Raw genomic sequence first — 22373 nt, 5'->3', positions numbered from 1 at the left:
TTCCCAACATAAAACAGGTCTAAAGGATTGGTCAACCTGATTTCCCAGCGGTAATTTTAATTAAATGGGGGGGAAAAAGTCGGACATAAGCCGGGTTCTGTTCTCTCAACTGCAAGCAGTTTTCGAGGGCAGTTATCTATCTGGGGCGCCTGTTACCAGACGCCTCAAGCGGTACCAAAAAACGGAACTGGTAAAAAACCAACCATAGTTCCTCCGACCTTGCTCCCAACTGGGGTTTACCGAGCCAGCACCTCTCGATGCTGCTGGTGCGCTCTTACCGCACCTTTGCACCCTTACCCCCTAACATTTTGCGATTTTCGATGCTTGATTTTTGATTCAATCTCAAATCTCAAATCTCAAATCTCAAATCGGGGGGCGGTATCTTTCTGTGGCACTATCCTCACGATCGCTCGCACTGGGCGTTACCCAGCAAGTTTGGTTTTTCGAGAGCCCGGACTTTCCTCAGACAAGCTTTCGCTAATCCGCAACCGCCTGCGCCTACTTTTTCCCCAGATTTATTGTACGCGATCGTTCGTCAATCAATTTGGGATTTGAGATTGAATATTTTAACTTGTCGCCCACTTAACTTGGACATTTGTGTTTATTCTCACATCTGGCACTATTGTCAATAAGCTTTTTATGAACAGGCTTTCCGGCCTGTTCCACAATCAAGTTTATTTTTTGTGGAACAGGCCGGAAAGCCTGTTAAGCCAGAATGGTGAAACATCTCAGTTTATTCAAACTCTTGTACGGTGGACCCGAAGCCCGCCCAACAATTAAATTTCCCTGCAACTCCCTTAAAATCACTCACTGATGAATCAGGAGGCACAAAAGTTGGCAATTATCATACAAGGATTTATCGCACGGATTTAACTAGGGGCAGGAAACCTTTTCACCTAACAGGATTTTGAATTCTTCAATCTTTAATCCCCAATCTTAAATGTTCAATTCGGTTACTTTAATGAGTCATCTTTGATAGTAGAAAAATTATCAAACCAGCCACGCCGCCAGAAGAAGTAAACTAAACCAGAGGCGATTCCTACCATCACCGCCCAACACAGCGGATAGCCAAAATACCAATTCAGTTCCGGCATATTCCAGGGCGATTTCTCTGTATTGAAATTCATCCCGTATACTCCTGCCACAAAAGTTAGAGGAATAAAAATACTGGAAATAACCGTCAGCAACTTCATGATTTCATTCATTTTATTACCAACCGAAGACAAGTAAACATCCATCAAACCCGAAGACAACTCTCGATAGGTTTCCACCATATCCATCACTTGCACCGTGTGATCGTAACAGTCCCGCAGGTAAATTCGCACCTCTGGACTAATCAAATCACTGCTATCTCGAATCAAAACATTAATTGCATCCCTCTGCGGCCAAATGGCGCGGCGCAGAGTCAGCAATTCTCGCCGGATTTTATAGATTTTCTCCAGGGTTTTGCGCGTAGGGTTCACCACCACTTCATCCTCTAATTCTTCAATGCGCTCTCCGTAAACTTCTAATACAGGGAAGAATCCATCTATAATGGAATCTAACAAAGTATAAGCCAAATAATCTGCTCCGTGTTTGCGAATCATGCCTTGTCCTTTACGAATGCGATCGCGCACTGGTTCAAAACAATCATAGTCCGGTTCTTCCTGAACAGTTAACAGGTAATGCTTGCCCAAAATAAAACTTACTTGTTCTTTATGAAAAGTATCTGATTCTGGATGCAGCATCACCATCCAAGCAATGATTAAAATGTGTTCTTCATAGTCTACAACTTTCGGTCGCTGGGGAACATTAACTACATCTTCCTGAGCCATTACGTGCAAATTAAATACTTCGGCCATTTGCCGCCAAGTTTCTTTGTTTCCCAATCCCAACATATCAACCCAAGAAACAGATGCTGTATCTAAATACGCAGCAGCTTTTTGAGGATTTGCCAAGTGGGCGCGAGTAGCTGCTGTGTCGCAATAGTCAATTAATACAATCTCCGGAGGCGGCGCATCTGGTTCTAAGTCGAGAGTTCCAGGCGGAGCCCCCTGATCGTCATAAAAATAGTCAACATAGGAATCATCATTTTCTTCTTCTTTAATTTGTTTTGCAACGGCACTAGAAGTATGTATGCTTTTGTATACCATGCTAATATTCCTGACTTTTAGAACCTTTAATTAGATTATCATTTTTCTCGTGCAACTACCAATTACCAATAACTCATTACCTCTGCCGAATTGGAATCTCGATCGCAAATTCAGTTCCCTCTCCCGGCGCGGAAATGCACTGCAGCGTCCCTCCGTGTCTTTCCACCACAATCTGATAGGAGATAGACAGTCCCAAACCTGTACCTTTGCCTACTGGTTTAGTAGTAAAAAACGGGTCAAATACCCGACACTTAACAGACTCTACCATGCCATACCCGTTATCTGAAATTACGATCGCCACCCGATTGTTCTCCAACACATTCGTGCGAATCCGAATCAAGGGCAATGTGTCGCAAGTTAAAGGTAAACCAGCCAAATCTTGCCGTTCTTCTTCCGAATAACTCGCTAATTCCAGCTTCCTATTCCTGACATTCGCTAAAGCATCAACAGCATTATTTAAAATATTCATAAACACTTGATTTAACTGTCCCACGTAGCACTGTATCTGCGGCAAGTCCCCATATTCTTTAACTATTTGAATGTGACGATTTCTGCCATTTTCTTTAATCTTGTGTTGCAAAATTAATAGAGCACTGTCTATTCCTTCGTGAATATTAACACGCTTAATATCTGATTCTTCCAGGCGGGAAAAGTTACGCAAAGACAGAACAATTTGGCGAATCCTATCTGCTCCGGTTTGAATTGAATTCAGCAGGTGCGGGAAATCCTCTTTCATGAATTCTAGTTCTATTTTTTCTGCCACATCTTGGATAACAGCAACAGGTTTCGGGTAGTGTGCTTGGTACAAACTGCACAGTTCCAGCAAGTTTTTGGCATACTCACTAGCGTAAGTGATATTACCGTAAATAAAACTGACAGGATTATTGATTTCGTGAGCAATTCCCGCCACTAGCTGTCCCAAACCCGACATTTTTTCCGCTTGAATTAGTTGAGCTTGAGTCCTGCCTAATTGTTTCAATGTTTGCTCTAGCTGGCGATTTTTATGTTTTAATTGAGCTTCGGCTTCTTTGCGCTTGGTAATATTGCGGGCTAGAATAATAATCTGATCTGAATTAAACGGCAACAGTCGAGCTTCATAAGTTTTTTCTCCTTCCGACATGGAAAGCGAATATTCTATGTCGATTGAGTTTCTTGTTTGGGAAATTTCAAAGATTGCTTGGGCAAATTGGCCTGCGACATTCCGTGGCAATACGTCTGTCATTCGTTGACCAAGAAAATGTTCGGGAGGTACGTATAAATTCGAGGAAGTTCCTGACAAATAATCTACAATTATACCCTCAGCATCTAGTCGAAAATACAAATCAGGCAAAGCGCGAAAAACTGCTTCTAACTCTAAAGTTTTTTGGCGCAATGCTTCCTCAGCGTAGTACCGATCGCTAATATCAAAAATCACCCCGTCCAAACAGCAAACGTTTCCCTCTGCGTCGAACACAGGAGAACCTTTATCCCACACCCATTTAACCGTGCCGTCTGCTGCTAGCAAGCGGTATTCCAAGTTATAAGACTCTTTGTTTTCTATGCCTTGCCGAATAGTTGCTTCTACTTTTGCCAAATCTTCCGGGTAAATAATACTAGCAAAAGTCCGGGATCCCCTGTCCAAAAACCAAATAAAATCTGCCGCAGGGTAGCCTGTTAATAAGTAAACTGCCTCGCTAATAAAATTAGTCGAAAAATCGCACTTCCAGCGATAAACCACTCCGGGAATATTAGCAACCAAAGACCTAAACCTTGATTCACTTCTACGCAAAGCTGCTTCCGATTCATGTCGTTCTGTAATATCGTGAGCGAAAGCTAGCACTGCAAATACATTACTTTCAGCGTCGCGCAGGGGAAGTTTTTGGGTATCAAAAATATGTACTGAACCGTCAGCAATAGTTGCCGGATCGCAGGGATTGTGGATAATTTCGCCGGCCAGTACAGCAGAGTCGTCTGTGCGGAAGCCTCGGATATTTTTGGCGGAATTCCCAAACACTAGATCTTCGGAAAATCCTAATTCTAAGTCGGATTTGCCAATTATTTCTTCGACTGTTTTGCCGATCGCTTCAGCGAAACTCCTGTTGGCCAAAATATAGCGAAAATTTGTGTCTTTGGCAAAAATCCAGTCGCTAGTTTTGTCTATTACTGTACGCAGGAGTTGTTCGGAACGTTCGGTTTTTTCCAAAGACGCCTGCAGTTGTAGTTCTAGGCACTTGCGAGCAGTAATGTTTTCAAAAGCAACACCTACGCAGTTGTTGGGTAATGGAAAAGCTTTAATAGAAAAAGCGCGAGTTATTCGGCCCTCTTCATCGCAGTCAATATCTTCAAGTTCTACGGCTTTCTGGCTGCGAATTACCGAAGCAAATGCTTGGGGAATGTTTTTCGATCGCAGGTGGGGAAAAATCTCGTCGATTGTCATTCCCAAAACATCAGCCATTTCTAATCCGGTAAATAGGGTAGCAGCGGGATTCGAGGCGATCGCCCTGAGAGTGCTGTCATCGTCTATATTTTCTAAATGGTAGACGTACAAACCAATTTGCATATTCTCGACAATTTGGTCGTAGAGGCGCACGCTTTCGTCTACCTGCCTGCGTTCGGTAATATCTTCAGTAATCCCCAAAACGTACTGAGGACGGCCTGCTGCGTCGAGAATTGGCACTTTGCGGGTGTGCAGTATTCTCATACCTTTGTGGCGAGTTTGGATCGGCTCTTCGGCGATGTCTTTAACAGTAGACTGATTGTGATGACCGGTCAATATTTCTCTGTCTTGAGCAGTAAAAACATCAGCTTGTTCTTTGGGGTAAATATCATAGTCATTTTTGCCGATCGCCTCTTGAGAGGTAACACCTGCGATCGTTTCTCCCGCTTTATTCCACAGCACAAATTTCAGCGAAGAAGCATCTTTAGCAAAAACTCCCACCGGTAGATTTTCTACTACGGAATTGAGAAAGCCTCTAGCTGATTTTAATTCAGCTTCTGCACGCTTGCGTTCGATGCCTAAAGCAATGACATCGGCAACCGATGCTAAAGTTTCCTGAAACGGTGCTGTCAGCGGTTGGCAACTGATAATTACTATGACTCCCACCAGCCGTTCTTCGACTATCAAAGGGTAGCCTGCGAAGGTGAGAATTTGCTTGGGAATTGGGCAGTTTGTCGGCTTTTGACTGGTGTTGATAATTGCTACTTCGGAACTGTGTACGTCTTTTGCTTTTGCGGATTCTTCCTCTGGTAGTCCAAAATTATTCAGTTCAAATCCGCAGTCAAATTGCGGTTTTTGCTGTTTGGCGATTGAGTTAACCTTACTTTCAATATAGCTAGCCCGATCGTCTGTGCGACTGTATATTCCCGATGCTGCTTGCAATTGCCAAAGATTATGTTGAGAGTTGAAAATCCAAATTTCAGCAGAAGCGACATCAATATTCTGCACCATTGCCTCGCAACAGGGAAGCAGGATATCTTGAGGGTGTTTGGTGAGGGCAATACCCACATCGGCTACCATTGCTGTGAGGCGAGAAGCTTGGGCTTTTTCTGCTTCCAATCGTTTGCGATCGGTGATATCTTCCACCAAAGAAAGCACGGTAAAAGTGTCGCCACTGCGAATAATCGAGTTGAACCAGCGACACCAAATTACCTGTCCGCTTTTAGTATAGTTGCGGTTAATTGAAGTATTGCCGTTGCCAGTGGCTAGTTCAAGCTCGATCGCGCTTATAGCCTCTCTATCTTCCTGGCAAACCAAAGCCAAATCGCCGAAGTGCTTGCCCATCATATCATCGGATGTCCAGCCAAAGATTTCCTCGGCACGTTTCGACCACTGAACGATCCGAAAATCTTCATCCCAGCCTACCATTGCCAGCGGACTGTTAGCTGCATTCAACCACAGTAAATGGTTCGACCGGCGTAACTGTTGAGTTTTCTGCTGCTGCCAGCGGTAGTGCCTGGTGATATCTCTACCGACGCCCAAAACCCGCATCTGCTTGCTAGAGGAATCCACCGCTGGCGTATAAGCAGTTTCGTAAATTTTAATCCGGCCGTCTGCCGTCGTCACCTCATGAATTGCCAGCCGTTTTTCCCCGGTAATAAATACTTGTTGCAGGCAGGAATCAATCTGCGAGATTATATTTCTGACAGCCGCATTATTGGGATATAATTTTAATAATTCCTGATTAGTTTGGTTGACTATTTCAGCAGGCTCCAATCCCATCCAAGCAGCAGCGACAGGATTGATCGATAGGTACTTTTGCTGTCGATCGCACTCTAGGAAAGCATCAACAGAGTTAGAGAAAAAAGACTGAAACGAGTTGATAACTTCCTGCATGGGTATTTTTTCATGAGAAAAGCTTAGTATTGTGGAAACCTCGTGTCTAAAGACCGATCGAGGTAACACTCATCAGGCAGTTTTCACCGCCTTGAATATTGATTGTTGCTACAGGGGGCTACTTCGGCACTTGGTACTTTTATGATCTACTTTCAACGGAACAATTACCGTTTCAAATATTTCACGCGATATCGCATAGCAGCTTGAGCTTACACCCATAATTTTGATAACGTAATCAGTTAAGACGATAGCTGGTCAACTATGTCTTTTGATTAGGGCATAAAGCCCCATCTCTTCCGAGCGGGGTGCTGACTTGCTTAAGCTCTAAAATTTTCCTAACGTTAGTTTAACCCACTCAAATCTTTTTGAGCACTCTACTGCTGCGTTTCCCGGTGCAATTTTCGGCGCTGTTCCCTATAATACAAAAATTTTAAAGAAATAGTGTTTTTGGGAATATAACTTAATTACAGCAGATGCTCTTTTTTTAAACCAGACCCAGCGGATACAAAAGCGAGATGAAGAGACCGGGAGACGGGGAGGTGGGCAGAGGTCAATCCACAACCTGCGAGAAAAATGCTTAAGAAATGCCGGACAGCTTACCGATTCCCAATCCCCAATTCCCAATTCCCAATTCCCAATTCCCAATTCGGTAATCTGAAAGCGGTTTGGCAGTACGCCCAGCAAAGAACGCAAGCCGTGCAAAGCCATGTAACATAAAGATTGCGATATTTTTCTATGTAATATGGAACTATTAGATACCTTGATTGTGGGTGCGGGTATTAGCGGTTTGAGTTTGGCGCACGCACTTCACAAGGAAGCAACGAGTCCATCCTCGCTGAAGATTTTAGTCGCTGAGAGTCAAGGACGTGTGGGCGGGAACATCACCACTGTGACAGCGGAAGGGTTTCTCTGGGAGGAGGGCCCGAACAGTTTTTCGCCGACACCGGAATTGATGAAGTTGGCTGTGGATGTGGGATTGAAGCAAGAGTTAATTTTTGCCGATCGCAAATTGCCTCGTTATGTTTATTGGCAAAAAAAGCTGCAACCGGTGCCGATGACTCCACCGGCGATGATTCAGTCTCAGTTGCTGAGTTTTCCGGGAAAACTGCGGGCGTTGTTCGGGGCTTTGGGGTTTGTCGGGCCGGCAATGGGCGATCGACTTTCGCAGCAGGGTGACGAGGAAACTGTTTCTCAATTTTTCCGCCGTCATCTGGGGCAGGAAGTGATGCAGCGGTTGGTGGAACCTTTTGTTTCTGGGGTTTATGCCGGCGATCCGCAACAACTTAGCGCGGCGGCGGCTTTTGGCCGGGTAGCCAAGATGGCTGATGTGGGTGGCGGGCTGGTGGCGGGGGCGCTGCTTTCTGCTAAAAACAGGCCGAAGAAAATCCTTGCAGACCCGAATGTTCCTAAGACTAGGCCGGGGGAGTTGGGTTCGTTCAAGCAAGGGTTGAAGGCTTTGCCAGAGGCGATCGCTGCTCAATTGGGCGATCGAGTGAAACTCAACTGGCACTTGACTCGCCTCCAGCGCACAGAACGCGAAACTTACATTGCTGTATTCTCGACGCCCGACGGACAGCAGGAAGTTGAGGCACGCACCGTGGTTTTGACAACGCCGGCTTACGTTACAGCCGATTTGTTGCAGCCTCTGCAACGGAAAGTTAGCAGTGCTTTACAAGCTTTTACTTATCCTACGGTTGCCTGCGTTGTATTAGCATATCCGCAGTCTGATGTCAAAGGTAAATTAGTAGGTTTTGGAAATTTAATTCCGAGGGAGCAGGGAATTCGCACTCTGGGGACGATTTGGACATCAAGTTTATTTGCCGATCGCGCGCCCGCAGGGTGGCAAACTCTCAGCAGTTACATCGGCGGGGCTACTGATTCGGAAATTGGCAATCTCGACTCAGAACAAATCGTTCGTGAGGTACACCGAGATTTGTCTCGGATTTTGCTGAAGCCCTCGGCGGCGCAGCCGAAAGTTTTGGCGGTGAATGTGTGGAAGCGGGCGATTCCTCAGTACAATTTGGGACATTTCGATCGCCTGCAACAAATCGATGAGGGCTTAAAATCTTTGCCTGGGGTGTATTTGTGCAGCAACTACGTTGGCGGCGTGGCTTTGGGAGATTGCGTGCGAAGGGGTTTTGAGGGTGCACGAGAAGTGGGCGACTATTTACAGAAAAAACAATCAGATACTCGATCGATCTGAATGATTGTGTGGGGAGGGCGGGTTTGCCGAAAAAATGGGTTTAAAGCCCCGTCCTTACAGGACGGCTTTAATTCCGTCAAAACTGTGAATTAGTTTTTATATCCATTCCCTCGACGTAAATGTTAGTATGTGAAGCCAAGCTAGAAGGAAAGAGCGAGCAGTACGAACGGCTAGACGAAGCCATTCGTACTGCTCGCTTTATTCGTAATAGCTGCATCAGGTACTGGATGGAGACAAAAGGTGTAGGTCGCTATGACTTAAGCGCTTATTGTGCAGTCTTAGCCAGGGAATTTCCTTGGGCAGCCAAGCTTAACTCAATGGCTAGGCAGGCTTCGGCCGAAAGAGCTTGGTCAGCGATTGCACGGTTTTTCGACAACTGCAAAAAAGCAAAACCCGGAAAGAAAGGTTTTCCCCGTTTCAAAAAGCATGAAACGCACGGTTCTGTTGAATACAAGACTTGCGGATGGAAGCTTTCTGACGACAGGCGAAATATAACTTTCACCGACGGATTTAAAGCAGGAAGTTTTAAATTATGGGGAACTCGTGACCTACACTTCTATCAGTTAAATCAAATCAAGCGGGTTCGTGTAGTTCGTCGAGCCGATGGATACTACGTGCAATTCTGTATTGATGCCGAACGAAATGAAAAGCGGGAACCTACGGGACGAACCATTGGTTTAGACGTAGGGTTAACGCACTTCTATACAGATTCTGACGGAAATACCGTAGAGAATCCACGTCATTTGAGAAAGTCCCAGAGGTCGCTTAAAAAGCTTAATCGCAGGCTTTCTAGAACGCAGAAAGGCTCTAAAAATAGAGCTAAGGCTCGGAATCGTTTAAGTAGAAAACACCTCAAGATAAGTAGGCGACGTAAAGACTTTGCCGTGAAATTAGCAAGGTGCGTAGTCCAGTCCAACGACTTGGTAGCCTATGAAGACTTGTCGGTGCGTAACATGGTGAAAAATAAAAAGCTGTCCAAGTCTATATCAGATGCAGCCTGGACAGCTTTTAGGAATTGGGTTGAATATTTTGGCAAAGTATTTGGGGTGGCGACTGTTGCAGTACCGCCTCACTATACAAGCCAAAACTGTTCTAGTTGCGGGAAAGTGGCGAAGAAATCGTTAAGTCAAAGAACACATATTTGTCCGCATTGTGGATTTGTTTTAGACCGAGATTGGAATGCCGCTCGCAACATATTAGAACTAGGATTGCGTACCGTAGGGCATACGGGAACCTCAAACGCCTCTGGAGATATCGACCTCTGTTTGAATGAGGAGACTCTTTCAAATAAGTCGGGTCGCCGAAAGAGGAAGCCTAAACAGTGATGTTATGAATCACCGTGGCTTTAGCTGGCGTGAGAATGTCAAAAATATCGAGTGTTAATCCGAAATATTGGTGAACCCGCACCTACAGCCTTCTGCCTTCATATCCGCTGCCCAATGCCGAATGTTACTAGGTTGTTGGCTCAAACTTGTAACCCACCCCCCGGACGGTTTGAATCATCGGCATTTGATTGGGATCTAGTTCAATTTTGCGGCGAATTTGACCGATATGGACATCCACCACGCGATCGGCTCCTACATACTCGTAGTCCCACACTTCATGCAGCAATTCCGATCGCCTCCACACGCGACCGGGTTTGCTAGCCAAACAGTACAGCAGGTCGAATTCTAAAGCAGTCAAAGCAACTATCTGGCTGCCGAGAATTACCTCGCGGCGAACCGGATCTATTAGTAGCTCTCCAAAAGTAAGAGTTTGTTGTTCGGCGGGAGTAACAATGCGTTTGCGCTTCAAAATTGCTGCAACACGAGCTCCAATCTCTACAAGACTAAAAGGTTTAGTAATGTAGTCGTCAGCACCTTCGGCAAACCCTTTCATTTTGTCAGCTTCATCGGTTCGGGCAGTCAGCATTAACACAAACACACCCGTGCGTCTTTGCATTTCTTGACACAGTTTGTAGCCAGTTGTATCAGGTAAATTTACATCTAGAACTACTAAGTCAGGATTGAGTTGCTCAAATAATTCCAGACCAGTCTGACCGTCCTCGCCAGACTCAACTTGATAACCTTGCTGGCTCAAAAAACGGTGAATTAAATTTCGGATTGCCGGGTCGTCATCAACCACAAGGATTTTTACAGGGGCCATGACCACAAGTTTGCTTGAAGAATTAGGCAAGAATATTCAGCCATAATAATAGAAAACTGGATACAAATCTCGAAAAAATTGAGCTTTTAATAGTTATAGCCCTATTTATAACCTACGCAAAATTTCAGGCAATAAATCTCCCGGAACTTTGGATAAGGCTAAATTTTGGCCTGGCAGCCCACATTCACTATAGAAAGCTCTAATCGTTTTGACAATATAGCTCAATGCTGTTTGCCGGGAATCAGCAGCTTGGGAGTTTGCTGCGGCTTGCAAGTTGAGTTTATCCCCATATGTTAACCCTTTGTCATTGAGATGTTGTCCCCATTCGGCACACACTTGCAACTGGTGGTGCAGTGCTGCTTCTAGATGGCTTGTCTGTGCGACTTTGTTAGCGGCGAAATCTGGGTCGGTGGCTAGTTGATAGTGGGCTAGTCCGAGATTGTTGCGGGCGGCCAAGGCGTCAAAGGTGAGTTTGGTTCGATCGATCTCTGCGGCGATATCCAGGGCGGCTTCGTAGGCGGTAATCGCCTGCTGCAATGATTCCGTCCGCGCCTGTTTCTGCTGAAACTGGTTTGCCAAATGCCAATAAGCCGTACCGAGATTGTTGTACGTGGCGGCTGCTGCTGCGGGTACTAATTCTCGGGTGCGGTATTTCAATGCTTCGCGGTAGGCGGAAATCGCCCTGACTAGCAGGGGTTCTGAGGGTTGGTGCTGGGCGAGGTTCCAGCAGGCGGTACCGAGGTTGTTTTGCACTCCGGCATAGTTAAGGGGTTCTCGTTCGGGACTGTAGCAGGAGAGGGCTTGGGTGTAAGCTGCGATCGCACTTTTGAGATATACGATCGGCTCACCATCTTGAGCTAAATTCCAGTATGCTGTCGCCAAATTATTCTGAGCAGCAGCGTACTGCTGAGGCTCCACGGCGGGGTCTAGATCCAGCAGCGCTTGTTGGTAAGCTGCAACTGCGTGCTGCAAGTTCTCTGTCTTGTCTTGATAGCGGGCTAAATCGGCCGAGGCGATTCCCAAATTTTTGTTTAATCTAACGCGGGTTTGGGGTACGGTTTCGGCATCTGTTCGGTTCAAACCTTCAAGGTAGAGGGCGATGCTGCGTTCAAGGCTGGATACCGGATCTGAGGCGTTGAGGGCATTGGTGCGATCGCGCGATAGCATCCAATAGAGAGTGCCGAGATCGTTGAGAAGATCGGAAATTGGCGGTAGGCTGTTGGACTCCTGGGCGTACTGAGTTAAATTTTCTGTCAATTGGGCAATCAGCCGCGCGCATTCCTCAGTTAGTGGTTGATTTTGCTGCGAGTTGCTGTCAAGGTCGAGATATGCAATCACTTGTTCGATCGCACGAATGGCGATTGTCAGGTTTTGCTCTGAAACGTCTCCGCCCAGAATGCGATCGCGGTAGTAATTTCCCAAACCGTGATAAGCCAAAGCCAATGCTTCGGAACAACACTGATGTTCTTGCAGCAGTTCGATGTATTGCAGGGTTTGCAGCGGCAGAAAATTCTCCTCTGATGCGGAATTATTTTCGGCTGCCAAATCCTCAGAAGCCGCTGCTAGCACCAAATCTGCCAGTTGGACGGATTGAGAATCTGGCGCTGGGGACGGGGGATGGGAAATTGGCGATGGTTCCTCATTTGCCAATGGGACGGATTTAGAACCAGGCGCTGGGGACGGGGGATAGGAAATTGGGAATTGTTCATCGGGAATTGGGGATTGTCCCGACAAAGAAGATATTAAAAGTTTGTTACCAAAATCTCCGCTGTCCCGCAGGTTTCGCAAGTCTCCTGAGTTCCCGAAGTCCTCAAAGTGCCCGAAGTCTTCCTTAGCTGGAGTTGGTTCGCCTTCAAACTCAAATACTCCGGTTCGCCAGTGCCAAAATTCCGGGGCCGATTGTTCGATCGAACTTAGCCAGGGCCGCGACACCCACAGCAACAGAGTAGACTCGCACATTTGCAGGTTTGCTTCGATGTCTCTCAAATAGCTCAGGAACGACCACTGCACGGCTGCTGACTGCCTGGTCAGGTGTTCGGCCCCAAGAATTTGAAATCCCGGCACAGGGCTGTAGCTGCCCCTGTTTTGCGGCTGTGGGTGTTGGGTCAGCCACGCGGCGATCGAACCCCAAGGATTTGGATCGCTCAAGTCGAGTTCCAAACTGACAAATCGGGGGTAGTCGATCGGGGAGCGAGGATAGGAGCCTGCGCTCTCTGCGGCTAATTCTGTCTGCAAGCGGGCGGCTAGACAGTCCCGCAACCACAAGTCGTCGCAGGCGGCAATAAAAATTTGACGGCGTAAATTGAGGTCGATCGCCTGTTTCAAGCGTTGATAGATCAGCTTGTTTGAGCTAGAAACTTTTTGGGAAGGAATAGACATCAGGAGCAGCCGATTTTAGATTTTAGATTTTAGGTTTTAGGTTTTAGATTTGGGATTGTAGATTTTAGATTGTAGAGTTGAGAGTTGAAATCTCGATCGCTCATAACTCACAACTAAGCCCCGAAGACAGTCAATCGATTTTAGATTTTAGATTTTAGATTTTAGATTGAAGCCTTGACCCCACGGATAAATTCGGGTGCTCCTTTATCGGATACAGGTTTTTTATTTCTGGACGGATGAATCCGGGGGCTTGTATCCTGGATGCTTGATTGTCAATCGCACCGATGATGACTAAAGGATTGTAGATTTTCAATTGGCAATTTTATGTGGGTGGCGAACCAGTGTGATTAAGTGCAACCCAAGTCCCTGAACCCGACAGCCAAGAGGAAAACACCAAATTTATGCTTGTCTTATTTAGCTTTCCAGCTCGCTCGGCACGCTTCAGGATTGTCGCAACTACCTGCTTTTATTGAAACACAAAAACCATGTTTCCTTGGGAAAGGAAAACATGGTTTCTCGAAGGATTATTTAAAATTGCGATTTGAAGCAGCTTTGAGTCTCAGGCCAGTTTTCAGACGGAGGCAGCCACGTACACCAAACCGGCGACTAACATGGCTGCTGCAATACCCATGATGATGTAGTTGCGTTGCTGATTTTTGTTGGGAGGTACGGCTTCATACACCTTCGGCTCTTTAGCAAAGTTGTTCAGGCGTCCATCGTCATCTTTGATGTAAGGCATCAGTCACAATCCTTAATATTTTTGATGTTTACAACTCTACCAAAAAAGCGCCCAGGAAAATTCAGGAATTTATTTGGATGTGACAGTGCCTGTTTGGGGGGAAGAGGCGATCGCGTAATCTTTGATCGGCATTCTGCCTGCTAAGTACGCCATCCGCCCCGCTTCTGCTGCCATTCCCATTGCTTTTGCCATTGCCGGGGAATTTTGGGCATTGGCGATCGCGGAATTAATCAACAGTGCATCGGCTCCCATTTCCATTGCTCGCGCCGCTTCGCTGGGCGTTCCGATCCCCGCATCGACAACCACAGGAACATTTACCGTGTCAATAATGATTTGAATGTTGGCCGCATTGTTGATCCCTTGCCCTGAACCGATGGGCGAACCTAAAGGCATGACTGTCGCACAACCGACTTCTTCTAGGCGTTTTGCCAGCAGGGGATCGGCATTGATGTAGGGCAAAACGGCAAAACCTTCTTTAACTAATTGTTCTGCAGCTTCCAAAGTGCCGATCGGATCTGGCAGCAAATATTTAGCATCGGGAATCACTTCTAACTTGACAAAATTATTGTCTTCTTGTCCTAAAAGTTTCGCCATTTCCCGCCCTAAACGAGCTACTCTAATCGCCTCATCCGCAGTTTGGCAACCGGCAGTATTTGGCAGCATCCAGATTTTAGTCCAATCGAGAGCCTCTGCCAATCCTTCATGCCCCGGAGCATTTGTTTGCACTCGCCGCACAGCTACGGTAACAATTTCGCACCTGCTAGCGTTGACACTTTGCTGCATTTCTGCGATGCTGCGATATTTTCCCGTCCCCGTCATCAAGCGAGAATGAAAAGTTTTGCCGGCAATAATTAGAGGTTTGTCTAAAGATGGCATTTCTGTATCTACTGGATAGCCAAAAATGCTGTACTCAAGTGCCTCTTCCCAGTTTTTTCTGCCTCCCAGCATTGCTTCAAGCTGCCAACCTTCTTTATTTGTCAGCTCATCGCGGGTAACTGCATAAAGAATTTGCCCAACAGTTATCAATTGGGCATCTCGCGGCATATTATTTTTTAATCCTCTTTGTATAATTTCTTCAAACTCATTAAAAACGTCTTTCATTTTCCCATTCCTCCCTAGTAATTTCTTGAGATTCTTCGCTATTGAATACTAATATAATGCTCTGAATCCGTTGTGTGTCGTCCCAATAAAAAGCTTTTCTGATGCCGTCGTTTACCTTCCAAAACTCGTAACTCTTTCGGTTTACGTGAAAAATAATCGTTACTGCACCTTGTTTTTTTGCTCTACTGATGCCTTCTTGCACTCGGTCTCTGATGTTTTGAGTCTGTTCTGTCAACTCCTTAAATTCGCAAATCTCACCGTCTATCTCAGCATCTGGCGTTCTCACACCCTCTGCTGCTTGCTCGCTCAACATTCTAACTCTCTTCCCTATTTTAGCCAAAACTTCAGTAATAAAGATTTCCGAATTATTAAGATTATGTTGTTGGTGAATTAGCACAAATCCGCCAGCTATCTCATCAAAATAATATCGCCGATATTCTGGTTCTGCTTTTTTGTAGATGGCTCTGCTTGTTTCGATATATTCTGAATTCACCGTTACTATACTCTCAATGGACTCGGATCGGGTAGAGTTAAAGGTATGAAAGCAAATGTTGAGCAACTGGCTAAAATAGGAATATTTACCAGCTTAAACCAAACTGAATTAGAGCGATTGCAAGAACATACAATAATTCGCACTTACCGACAGGGAGAAGTTGTGATGTATGAGGGCGATCGCATCCCCGAAAAATTATACACTCTTTTGAGCGGTTCTCTGCGGGTTGCAAAAACAGCGGCGGCGGGTAAAGAAACAATTCTCCGCACTTTATTTCAGGGAGATATTTTTGCCGCACCTGCTTTGCTAGGCAACGGCATTGCCCCCGCAACGGTGACAGCAGAAACTGATGTGGAAGTTCTTACCACAGAACGGGAAGTTTTGCTAGCAGCAATTCGGGAAAATCCTGAGATTGCGTTGCGAATATTGGCGGTGTTTAATCAGCGGTTGCAGCAACTGCACGAGACTGTGCACGGTTTGGTGTCGGAAAGGGCGATCGTGCGGCTGGCCCGATTTATTCATTACTTTGCCGTCGAGCAAGGTACGAAGATTGCGGATAATAGTGTATGTTTAGAAAAACGTTTTCCCTACTATCAAATTGCTCGCAGTATTGGAATTACCTACGAAGAATGCGTGCGGTTGTTTAAGAAACTCAAGCCGTTTGTCTCCTACGGTCGAGGCGGTAAAATTATTGTATTAGATTGGGAAAAATTGGAGTATATCGCCTCTGGAGATGACATAGACTAAATGTTAACATCCCAATTTTTGTAGTACGGGTTTCACAAACCATATTTTACTGCTACTCACTATATAAAACCGCCCCCACAATCTGTGAATCAGGACGGGTTGATGAGATGATTGACTTGAGGCAAGTATGAAACCCGCCCCCCAAGCAATATTGCGTAAATTAATTCGCTTCGGAAAGTGTCAAAATAAACGCCAAATTTTCTTCGGCTTTCAAAGCGTGAAGAGCTTGACCGGGCATGAAGACAAATACCCCCGGTTCCAAAACAATATCCTTGCCTTCCAAAGTCAAAATACCCTTTCCTTCGATGACATTAACTGTGGCATTCCGTGCCGAAGAGTGTTCGGAAATTTCCGTTCCTGCAGCTAGACAAAATAAACTGTACTGACAATTCTTGTCTTTGACTAAAATTTTGTTCAGCACTCCGGCGGCGGGATATTCAATTGCGTCTCGGAGTTGGATTGCTGAAGATTGTAGCGGTAAAAGAGTAGTAGTCATAGTTTTTGACAATTAATTAATTTGGTCACAAGTCTCGGATTTATCAGTGACTTCACTTTCTTCCATCGAAAATCGAAAATCGATTGAGTCGGTTAAGATGGTTTTTTGGCAAAGATAAGGATGTAGCCTAGATCCTGTTGGTAATGCTGGAAAACTCGACGCATTGCTAAGATACGATCGCGAATTTGCGATCGACTTAAAATGTTCCACACAATCCGCACAGTACCCACAAACCCTTCATCTTGCAGCATTCGCGACAAATTTAGGAGACCCATCGCCCCGGTTTGAGACTTTTCTACTTGCAAACCCGCGTTTTGGCAAACAGCAATCCAGCCAGACTCAGACAAAGGCGTTGAATTGACGCGAATCACTTCTGATAAAGCTTTGTGAATTTCAGCTTCTCGGTTTCTAGCTAAAAGTTCGTGAGAGAGAAACTTGCCACCTGGTTTTAAACGATCGCAAATTCCCGATACAATTTTAGCTTTCCCTGATGGCGCCTGCATTGTCAGGATAGCTTCAGCCAAAACCCAATCAAACTGTTGGGAAATCCGATCCAAGTGAAAAATATCTCCTTCCACAATTTCCACTCGATCGCTCAAACCCGCTGCTGCAACATTAGCACGAGCGCGGGCCACACTCTGGGGATTTTTCTCAACTCCCACTACTTTTACGCCAAAACGTTCAGCAAGGGCGATCGAACTATATCCAAAACTAGCAGCCAACTCCAAAACAGTTTCCCCAGGCTGAAAATCCGCCCATTCAAATAACTGTTTTGTAGCAAGTTTCCCTCCCGGCCTCAGCATTCTCTTACCCGCCGCCGCCAGAACTTCATGTCCGGGTGCAGTCTTAAAATTGAGAGCAGTATTGGTCATTAAATTGACCTCCTATTTAACCTTACTCTCAGTTTGCCAAATTTTCCCAAATCTTTCTATGATCTAGCTCATATTCAAATGCTCGTAGGCTGACGAACCCTACAATATCCGGAATTATACCCTGTCCGCCCCTCAAAAATCTATTAAGAAACAATTTTATCATTCCGCTCTTTAAAACATTGCTGCAACACAGAAATAGGCAGCTCATTCAATTGACCCGATCGCACAAATTCAGCATAAGTATCAGCCTCTATTGCCTGCAAATCCCCTTCTAATTTGTCGATAGTCATCTGTCGCAATTCAGGAGATAGATCGTACATTTGGTTGATTCCTGCTTGCAGCAGGTTTAATTTTTCTTGAAGCTGACTCACGAGATGATTGGAAAACTCAGGCTCGATTTTACGATCGCCCGATACTTCAGATAGATGCTTGAGAACCCGGTTGAGAGCAACACGTTGGGCGATCGCCTGCAGATACTCCTGGCGCAACTCCTGGTTGCTCAACAACCCCAGTTTTTCCAGCAGCGCCTTGGTGGTTAAACCTTGTACTAGCAGCGTAAATAAAACTACACCAAACACGATGGCAATAATTTTTGGTCGATCGGGCAGAACATGGGGTACGCTCAAAGCTAAAGCAATCGATACAGATCCCCGTAACCCTCCCCACCAAATCACAGTTTGATCTGGCAATGAAATTTTAGATTTTCCTAACCAATTGCTCAACCATCCTAGACCAAAAATAGCGATTGCTCGCGTCACAAACATCGCCACTACAGTTATGCCAATCACTCCTAAATTCGCTCCCAAATCAGCAAAACTAATCTGATCGCCAATCAGCAGGAACATGATCGAATTTACAAAAAACGCCAAAAAATTCCAAAATTGTGTTACCGCAAGTCTGGTACTGGGTTGCATACCAATCTGAGAGCCAAAATTGCCAAATATCAAGCCCATCGTCACCACTCCAATCACCCCTGAACCACCCAATTCCTCCACAATTATATAAGTGCCGTAGGCTGAAACTAAGGTTAACGATTGCTCCACCAAAGGTAAATCAAATGGTTGAGTCAGATAAGAAACTCCAAAACCTATTAAACTGCCGACAACCACCCCAATTCCCACAAAAGCTAAGAAACGCGCAATCAGAATTGGGATGCCAACGTCATCATTCCCTAGAGAGAATCCCACCAAAAAACTAAACGCAACAATAGCAATCCCATCATTAAATAAACTCTCACCCTCCACCAGCAAAGCTAGGCGTTTTTCAACTCCCAATTCCCGGAACAATGCAATGACTGAAACAGGATCGGTAGCAGATATACTAGCTCCTACCAAAAGAGCGATCGCTAACGAAACTCCAGCTATTTGATTGAGAGCAAAAGCCACGCCAGCAACAGAAATAACAACACCCAAAATCGCATAAAGAGCGATCGGCACTAAATCCCGCTTGAGTTTAGGCCATTCCAGATTCCAAGCAGCTTCAAACAAAAGAGGCGGCAAAAAAATCAACAGAATCAGTTTCGGTGAAAGCGTCACCAGTCGCACATCTATAAAAGCCAAACCCAACCCGACAATTACTAACAGCAGCGTGTAGGGAATTTTGCTCAGCCATCCAAAGATTTGCGGCAGCGTCGCCACAGTTAAGGAAACCGCTAGCACTAAGAGAAATTGCTTCAGATTCCCCTCGATCGTCACTTGGTCAATTAGAGTTTCTGGGGTCATAGCATTAGGGATAAAATAGTTAAGGTTTCGATTTCGGTCGGAACTTATCCGGCGTTGAACCCCGCACTTCTTCAACTTGACTGACTTGAAAAATTAGGGTAAATTTTTGACCCATTTCTTTTTCGACAAATGCTTCTAAAAGCTGCACTTGTTTGCGTGTCAAAGCTTCGCTGCTGCGAACAATCAGACGAACCTCCGGCGGTTTTGTCAACCAGTTAGTATCAGTTTGAATCAGTTCCACCCGTTGAAAAGTGATAGTTCGGTTAAGCAGCGCCCGCTTCAGACTGACTTCTAGTTGCGCTTGCTCGATCAATTCCGCAAAACTCACCCCCAGAGGAATCACAAGTATAGCCGTCAATGCTAGCGCCCAAAAGAGGGCTTTACGGGCGCGATGCAGGGGCGTGTAGCCGGCAATTAAAGAAGTTAGCATACAGGAGAGAGTAATCCCCAGCAAATTAGTAAGATACAGGAGGCTTGCTCCCAAACTGAGCGACCAATTAGCTTGAGATAAGCCTAAACCTATAACACAAATTGGCGGCATGAGAGCCACGGCGATCGCAGTTCCCGCCAGAGTAGCAGAAACTTTGGGCTGAACTTTCGCATAGCCGCTGATTCCCCCAGCGGCGATCGCAATTCCTAAGTCTAGTAATGTAGGTTTAGAACGAGCTAGAACTTCGCTCCCAAAGTCGGGAATTTGTATCAAAGCTCCCAAAAAACAAGCTAGAAAAATTGCTAGCAGCGTCCCGACAGATAATGCAATTAAACTTTTGCGGAAGAGGAGAACGTTACCTTCTACGGCTCCAAACGCTAACCCTCGGATTGGCAACATCAGAGGGGCGATGATCATAGCACCGATGATGACGGCCGCACTGTTGGAAAGCAGTCCAAAGGTGGCGATTATACAGGAGCCCAGAATTAAGACAAGATAGTTAATATCTAGGGTTGATTCTTCTAACAAGTCAACTCGTATTTGCTTTAAATGCTCTCGAGGAATCCTGCTCCTGGTGAAATATTTAAGACTGTCTCGAATATTGTTGAGCAAAATAATCTCCTTAAATCGGGGGCTTGTATCCGTATGCAGATAAGGTCAGTCGATTTGAGATTTTAGATTCTAGATTTCAAATTTTAGATTTTAAATTTACTCCACTGATAAATCTGGTAGCTGGAACAAAAGTCTAAAATTTGGGGCTACCCAGTCGATTTGAGATTTGAGATTTACTCCACAGATGAATCTAGGAGCTTGAACTAGGGTCTAAAATTTGGGGTGACTCACGATAAGAGTCGGGGGCTTGTCTCCCTGTGCAGGTGCAGTCAAAAGAATCAAAATCCCAGCCAGCAATTTTTCGAGGACGTCCCAGAATCCGAAAGTAATTGTCGCGTCGCTAATAGCCACCAGTTGAATCACATTCCGTGCATGGAATGACGGGAGGGCTATGAATAACGCGATCGGAAATAATTGATTTATAATCAAGATATATACTCCACCCAATAATACCGAATCATGCTCGCAGAAGCAAACGCGACACTTTGGCCTAGTCTAATTACTGTTTCAGCATTAATTCTCTACTTCGTTGTTACCATCAACGTCGGCAGAGCTAGATTCAAATACAAAGTTTCCCCCCCGCAGATGACAGGAAACCCAGACTTTGAGCGAGTGGTGCGAGTTCAGCAAAATACCTTAGAGCAAATGATTCTATTTTTGCCCTCGCTGTGGCTGTTCTCGCAATTTATTAGCCCAGTTTGGGGCGCAGGTATCGGCGCAGTTTGGATAATTGGACGCATTTTGTTTGCTTGGGGTTACTATCAAGCTGCTGAAAAAAGAGCGGCAGGATTTGGCATTAGCACTTTAGCTACTTTAGCTCTGCTTGGTGGTTCCTTAACAGGCATAATTATGTCGCTGCTGAAGGTTGGAGCGTAAATTCTGATCGACATAATTGTTTTTCTACTCGTTTCCAGGCTCAGCGTGGTAACGCAGATCCGGAGGCTCTGCCTCCAATTTTCCTCCTGAAAAAGCGAGTCAGAGCCTCTCGACAGCGGTTCCCTGGCTCTGCCAGGGAACCAGTTAAATCCAAGTCTTTCAATTACTTTCAGGAGTAAATGTGTCAGAAACCAACAAACCCGTATTTGAAATTAACCCGAAACTTTTTCAGCAGCTTGTCGAGTGGCAAGAAAAACTTGAACGAGAAGATGAATTGGCAAGCGAGTCAGAAGACGAGAAACCAACTGAGGTAAAAAATCCTCCCGACAGTGATGAACAGCATTCTCAAACAGATAATTTCTAGCTGGTGGCTAGCAGCATCTTTGGGATTTCCGGCTGCTGTCTCGGCTCAATCGCTGACACCCACCCAAATTCAGCAAGTCAATAGCGGTTTGTTTCGTTCTAACTCTCAACATTTCTTTGAGCAAGGAAATCGCCAACTCGAAAGAGAAATCGCAATTTTGTTGCAAAAAAATGTAGCTTCCGAAGGTCTGATTCTGGAGATTGATGAAAAATTGCTCTCTCAGATTTGCAGCAAAAAAATTAAAATATCCTCGCCACCTTCTGATACAATAAGTGCTGCACAGATTGCTGATTTTCAGAGCCAATTAAAAGACATTTGCAGACAAAATTAAAATAAAAGTGAGGTCAATATTCAAAGTTTAGTGCTAATGGATAAAGAGGCAATGGCAAAGTTAAAAACAGCCATGCTGGAAGCGGAAACCGCTGCTCATTTGGCGGCAATCATTATTGATTATACTCATGAGGAAATAATGATAGTTTTTAAGGAGCTAGAATGGGAAGAGCAGGCTAGAATTAAAGATATTTGGAAGACAGTATGGACGGGGGGGGCTTATGAAGATTATGGTTAGCCAATTAAAGATGTTGGTGAACCCGCCTCTTGTATCTTGAAAGCGGTAGATTGTGATTGACTGTTGGGTGGGGGCGGGTTTACGAGATTATTGGTTTTAGGCATAAATTGTTGGTGAACCCGCCCCTTGTATCTTAAAAGAGTTGGTGTAGCGATCGTACCGTCAAGCAGGCGATCGCTCCGT

General features: G+C 45.4%; 20 protein-coding genes and 1 other RNA gene. 7 read left to right on the top strand and 14 right to left on the bottom strand.

What is annotated here, in order from left to right; translation table 11 throughout:
- Positions 1-71: 71 nt before the first annotated feature.
- From rnpB to QUA24_RS18685, 4 genes are all read right to left on the bottom strand, one after another.
- An RNA gene (rnpB, locus tag QUA24_RS18700) (RNase P RNA component class A) lies at positions 72-505 on the bottom strand.
- Positions 506-953: 448 nt separating this feature from the next.
- Positions 954-2132 (bottom strand): magnesium/cobalt transporter CorA, encoded by a 1179-nt coding sequence (corA, locus tag QUA24_RS18695; RefSeq protein WP_333231182.1) that lies wholly within the window; start codon positions 2130-2132, stop codon positions 954-956.
- A 76-nt stretch (positions 2133-2208) separates the two neighbouring features.
- Positions 2209-6444, bottom strand: coding sequence for a PAS domain-containing protein (locus QUA24_RS18690; RefSeq protein WP_333231180.1), 4236 nt, complete (start codon positions 6442-6444; stop codon positions 2209-2211).
- A gap of 577 nt (positions 6445-7021) precedes the next feature.
- The gene (locus tag QUA24_RS18685) at positions 7022-7159 is read right to left on the bottom strand and encodes a hypothetical protein (RefSeq protein ID WP_333231178.1); all 138 of its coding nucleotides are present in this window, start codon (positions 7157-7159) and stop codon (positions 7022-7024) included.
- A 27-nt stretch (positions 7160-7186) separates the two neighbouring features.
- On the opposite strand from QUA24_RS18685, the gene hemG reads away from it, so the two are divergent.
- Positions 7187-8647, top strand: a complete 1461-nt coding sequence (gene hemG / locus QUA24_RS18680; RefSeq protein WP_333231176.1) for a protoporphyrinogen oxidase — start codon at positions 7187-7189, stop codon at positions 8645-8647.
- 119 nt (positions 8648-8766) lie between these two features.
- Entirely contained in the window at positions 8767-9972 is a 1206-nt protein-coding gene (locus QUA24_RS18675; RefSeq protein WP_333231174.1) for a transposase, read from the top strand.
- A gap of 127 nt (positions 9973-10099) precedes the next feature.
- Here QUA24_RS18675 and QUA24_RS18670 read toward each other — a convergent pair whose 3' ends face one another.
- The 5 genes from QUA24_RS18670 to QUA24_RS18650 all read right to left on the bottom strand — a co-directional run bounded on the left by QUA24_RS18670 (position 10100) and on the right by QUA24_RS18650 (position 15504).
- Complete coding sequence (locus QUA24_RS18670; RefSeq protein ID WP_333059446.1) at positions 10100-10792, bottom strand: response regulator transcription factor; 693 nt, start codon at positions 10790-10792, stop codon at positions 10100-10102.
- A 105-nt stretch (positions 10793-10897) separates the two neighbouring features.
- Positions 10898-13171: a hypothetical protein gene (locus QUA24_RS18665; protein ID WP_333231172.1), complete on the bottom strand. Its 2274-nt coding sequence runs from the start codon at positions 13169-13171 to the stop codon at positions 10898-10900.
- A 571-nt stretch (positions 13172-13742) separates the two neighbouring features.
- Positions 13743-13910, bottom strand: coding sequence for a photosystem II assembly protein Psb34 (psb34, locus tag QUA24_RS18660; RefSeq protein ID WP_106333461.1), 168 nt, complete (start codon positions 13908-13910; stop codon positions 13743-13745).
- Positions 13911-13979: 69 nt separating this feature from the next.
- The gene (locus QUA24_RS18655; RefSeq protein WP_333231204.1) at positions 13980-14786 is read right to left on the bottom strand and encodes a thiazole synthase; all 807 of its coding nucleotides are present in this window, start codon (positions 14784-14786) and stop codon (positions 13980-13982) included.
- Between the two features lie 208 nt (positions 14787-14994).
- Entirely contained in the window at positions 14995-15504 is a 510-nt protein-coding gene (locus QUA24_RS18650) for a CdiA C-terminal domain-containing protein (protein ID WP_333231170.1), read from the bottom strand.
- Positions 15505-15549: 45 nt separating this feature from the next.
- On the opposite strand from QUA24_RS18650, the gene QUA24_RS18645 reads away from it, so the two are divergent.
- Positions 15550-16251 carry a Crp/Fnr family transcriptional regulator gene (locus QUA24_RS18645; RefSeq protein WP_333231168.1) on the top strand — a complete coding sequence of 234 codons (702 nt, stop codon included), beginning with the start codon at positions 15550-15552 and terminating at the stop codon, positions 16249-16251.
- 160 nt (positions 16252-16411) lie between these two features.
- On the opposite strand, the gene QUA24_RS18640 is transcribed toward QUA24_RS18645, so the two are convergent.
- From QUA24_RS18640 to QUA24_RS18625, 4 genes are all read right to left on the bottom strand, one after another.
- Complete coding sequence (locus tag QUA24_RS18640) at positions 16412-16747, bottom strand: cupin domain-containing protein (protein WP_333231166.1); 336 nt, start codon at positions 16745-16747, stop codon at positions 16412-16414.
- A 92-nt stretch (positions 16748-16839) separates the two neighbouring features.
- Entirely contained in the window at positions 16840-17619 is a 780-nt protein-coding gene (locus QUA24_RS18635; protein ID WP_333231164.1) for a class I SAM-dependent methyltransferase, read from the bottom strand.
- A 143-nt stretch (positions 17620-17762) separates the two neighbouring features.
- Complete coding sequence (locus QUA24_RS18630; RefSeq protein WP_333231163.1) at positions 17763-19340, bottom strand: sodium:proton antiporter; 1578 nt, start codon at positions 19338-19340, stop codon at positions 17763-17765.
- Positions 19341-19359: 19 nt separating this feature from the next.
- Positions 19360-20298 (bottom strand): DUF389 domain-containing protein, encoded by a 939-nt coding sequence (locus tag QUA24_RS18625; protein ID WP_333231161.1) that lies wholly within the window; start codon positions 20296-20298, stop codon positions 19360-19362.
- Positions 20299-20841: 543 nt separating this feature from the next.
- On the opposite strand from QUA24_RS18625, the gene QUA24_RS18620 reads away from it, so the two are divergent.
- The 4 genes from QUA24_RS18620 to QUA24_RS18605 all read left to right on the top strand — a co-directional run bounded on the left by QUA24_RS18620 (position 20842) and on the right by QUA24_RS18605 (position 22190).
- Complete coding sequence (locus tag QUA24_RS18620; RefSeq protein WP_333208917.1) at positions 20842-21258, top strand: MAPEG family protein; 417 nt, start codon at positions 20842-20844, stop codon at positions 21256-21258.
- Positions 21259-21439: 181 nt separating this feature from the next.
- Positions 21440-21622: a hypothetical protein gene (locus tag QUA24_RS18615; RefSeq protein WP_333231159.1), complete on the top strand. Its 183-nt coding sequence runs from the start codon at positions 21440-21442 to the stop codon at positions 21620-21622.
- A complete protein-coding gene (locus tag QUA24_RS18610; RefSeq protein WP_333231157.1) occupies positions 21591-21953 on the top strand; it encodes a hypothetical protein in 363 nt (120 codons plus the stop codon). Before QUA24_RS18615 ends, QUA24_RS18610 begins: the two co-directional genes overlap by 32 nt.
- Positions 21954-21989: 36 nt before the next feature.
- The gene (locus QUA24_RS18605; protein ID WP_333231155.1) at positions 21990-22190 is read left to right on the top strand and encodes a hypothetical protein; all 201 of its coding nucleotides are present in this window, start codon (positions 21990-21992) and stop codon (positions 22188-22190) included.
- Here the strand turns inward: QUA24_RS18605 and QUA24_RS18600 are convergent.
- A partial coding sequence (locus QUA24_RS18600; protein WP_333231153.1) for a hypothetical protein occupies positions 22187-22373 on the bottom strand: 187 nt, incomplete at its 5' end. The two genes, QUA24_RS18605 and QUA24_RS18600, sit on opposite strands and share 4 nt — an antisense overlap.

The organism is Microcoleus sp. Pol12B5, assembly GCF_036701335.1.
Classification (GTDB): domain Bacteria; phylum Cyanobacteriota; class Cyanobacteriia; order Cyanobacteriales; family Microcoleaceae; genus Microcoleus.
This window is presented reverse-complemented; position numbering and strand designations above follow the sequence as displayed.

Bases quoted from the DNA above. Each gene is read 5' to 3' on its own strand.
- corA (WP_333231182.1), bottom strand. From the start codon at position 2,132: ATGGTATACAAAAGCATACATACTTCTAGTGCCGTTGCAAAACAAATT.
- QUA24_RS18690 (WP_333231180.1), bottom strand. From the start codon at position 6,444: ATGCAGGAAGTTATCAACTCGTTTCAGTCTTTTTTCTCTAACTCTGTT.
- QUA24_RS18685 (WP_333231178.1), bottom strand. From the start codon at position 7,159: ATGTTACATGGCTTTGCACGGCTTGCGTTCTTTGCTGGGCGTACTGCC.
- hemG (WP_333231176.1), top strand. From the start codon at position 7,187: ATGGAACTATTAGATACCTTGATTGTGGGTGCGGGTATTAGCGGTTTG.
- QUA24_RS18675 (WP_333231174.1), top strand. From the start codon at position 8,767: ATGTTAGTATGTGAAGCCAAGCTAGAAGGAAAGAGCGAGCAGTACGAA.
- QUA24_RS18670 (WP_333059446.1), bottom strand. From the start codon at position 10,792: ATGGCCCCTGTAAAAATCCTTGTGGTTGATGACGACCCGGCAATCCGA.
- QUA24_RS18665 (WP_333231172.1), bottom strand. From the start codon at position 13,171: ATGTCTATTCCTTCCCAAAAAGTTTCTAGCTCAAACAAGCTGATCTAT.
- psb34 (WP_106333461.1), bottom strand. From the start codon at position 13,910: ATGCCTTACATCAAAGATGACGATGGACGCCTGAACAACTTTGCTAAA.
- QUA24_RS18655 (WP_333231204.1), bottom strand. From the start codon at position 14,786: ATGCCATCTTTAGACAAACCTCTAATTATTGCCGGCAAAACTTTTCAT.
- QUA24_RS18645 (WP_333231168.1), top strand. From the start codon at position 15,550: ATGAAAGCAAATGTTGAGCAACTGGCTAAAATAGGAATATTTACCAGC.
- QUA24_RS18640 (WP_333231166.1), bottom strand. From the start codon at position 16,747: ATGACTACTACTCTTTTACCGCTACAATCTTCAGCAATCCAACTCCGA.
- QUA24_RS18635 (WP_333231164.1), bottom strand. From the start codon at position 17,619: ATGACCAATACTGCTCTCAATTTTAAGACTGCACCCGGACATGAAGTT.
- QUA24_RS18630 (WP_333231163.1), bottom strand. From the start codon at position 19,340: ATGACCCCAGAAACTCTAATTGACCAAGTGACGATCGAGGGGAATCTG.
- QUA24_RS18620 (WP_333208917.1), top strand. From the start codon at position 20,842: ATGCTCGCAGAAGCAAACGCGACACTTTGGCCTAGTCTAATTACTGTT.
- QUA24_RS18610 (WP_333231157.1), top strand. From the start codon at position 21,591: ATGAACAGCATTCTCAAACAGATAATTTCTAGCTGGTGGCTAGCAGCA.
- QUA24_RS18605 (WP_333231155.1), top strand. From the start codon at position 21,990: ATGGATAAAGAGGCAATGGCAAAGTTAAAAACAGCCATGCTGGAAGCG.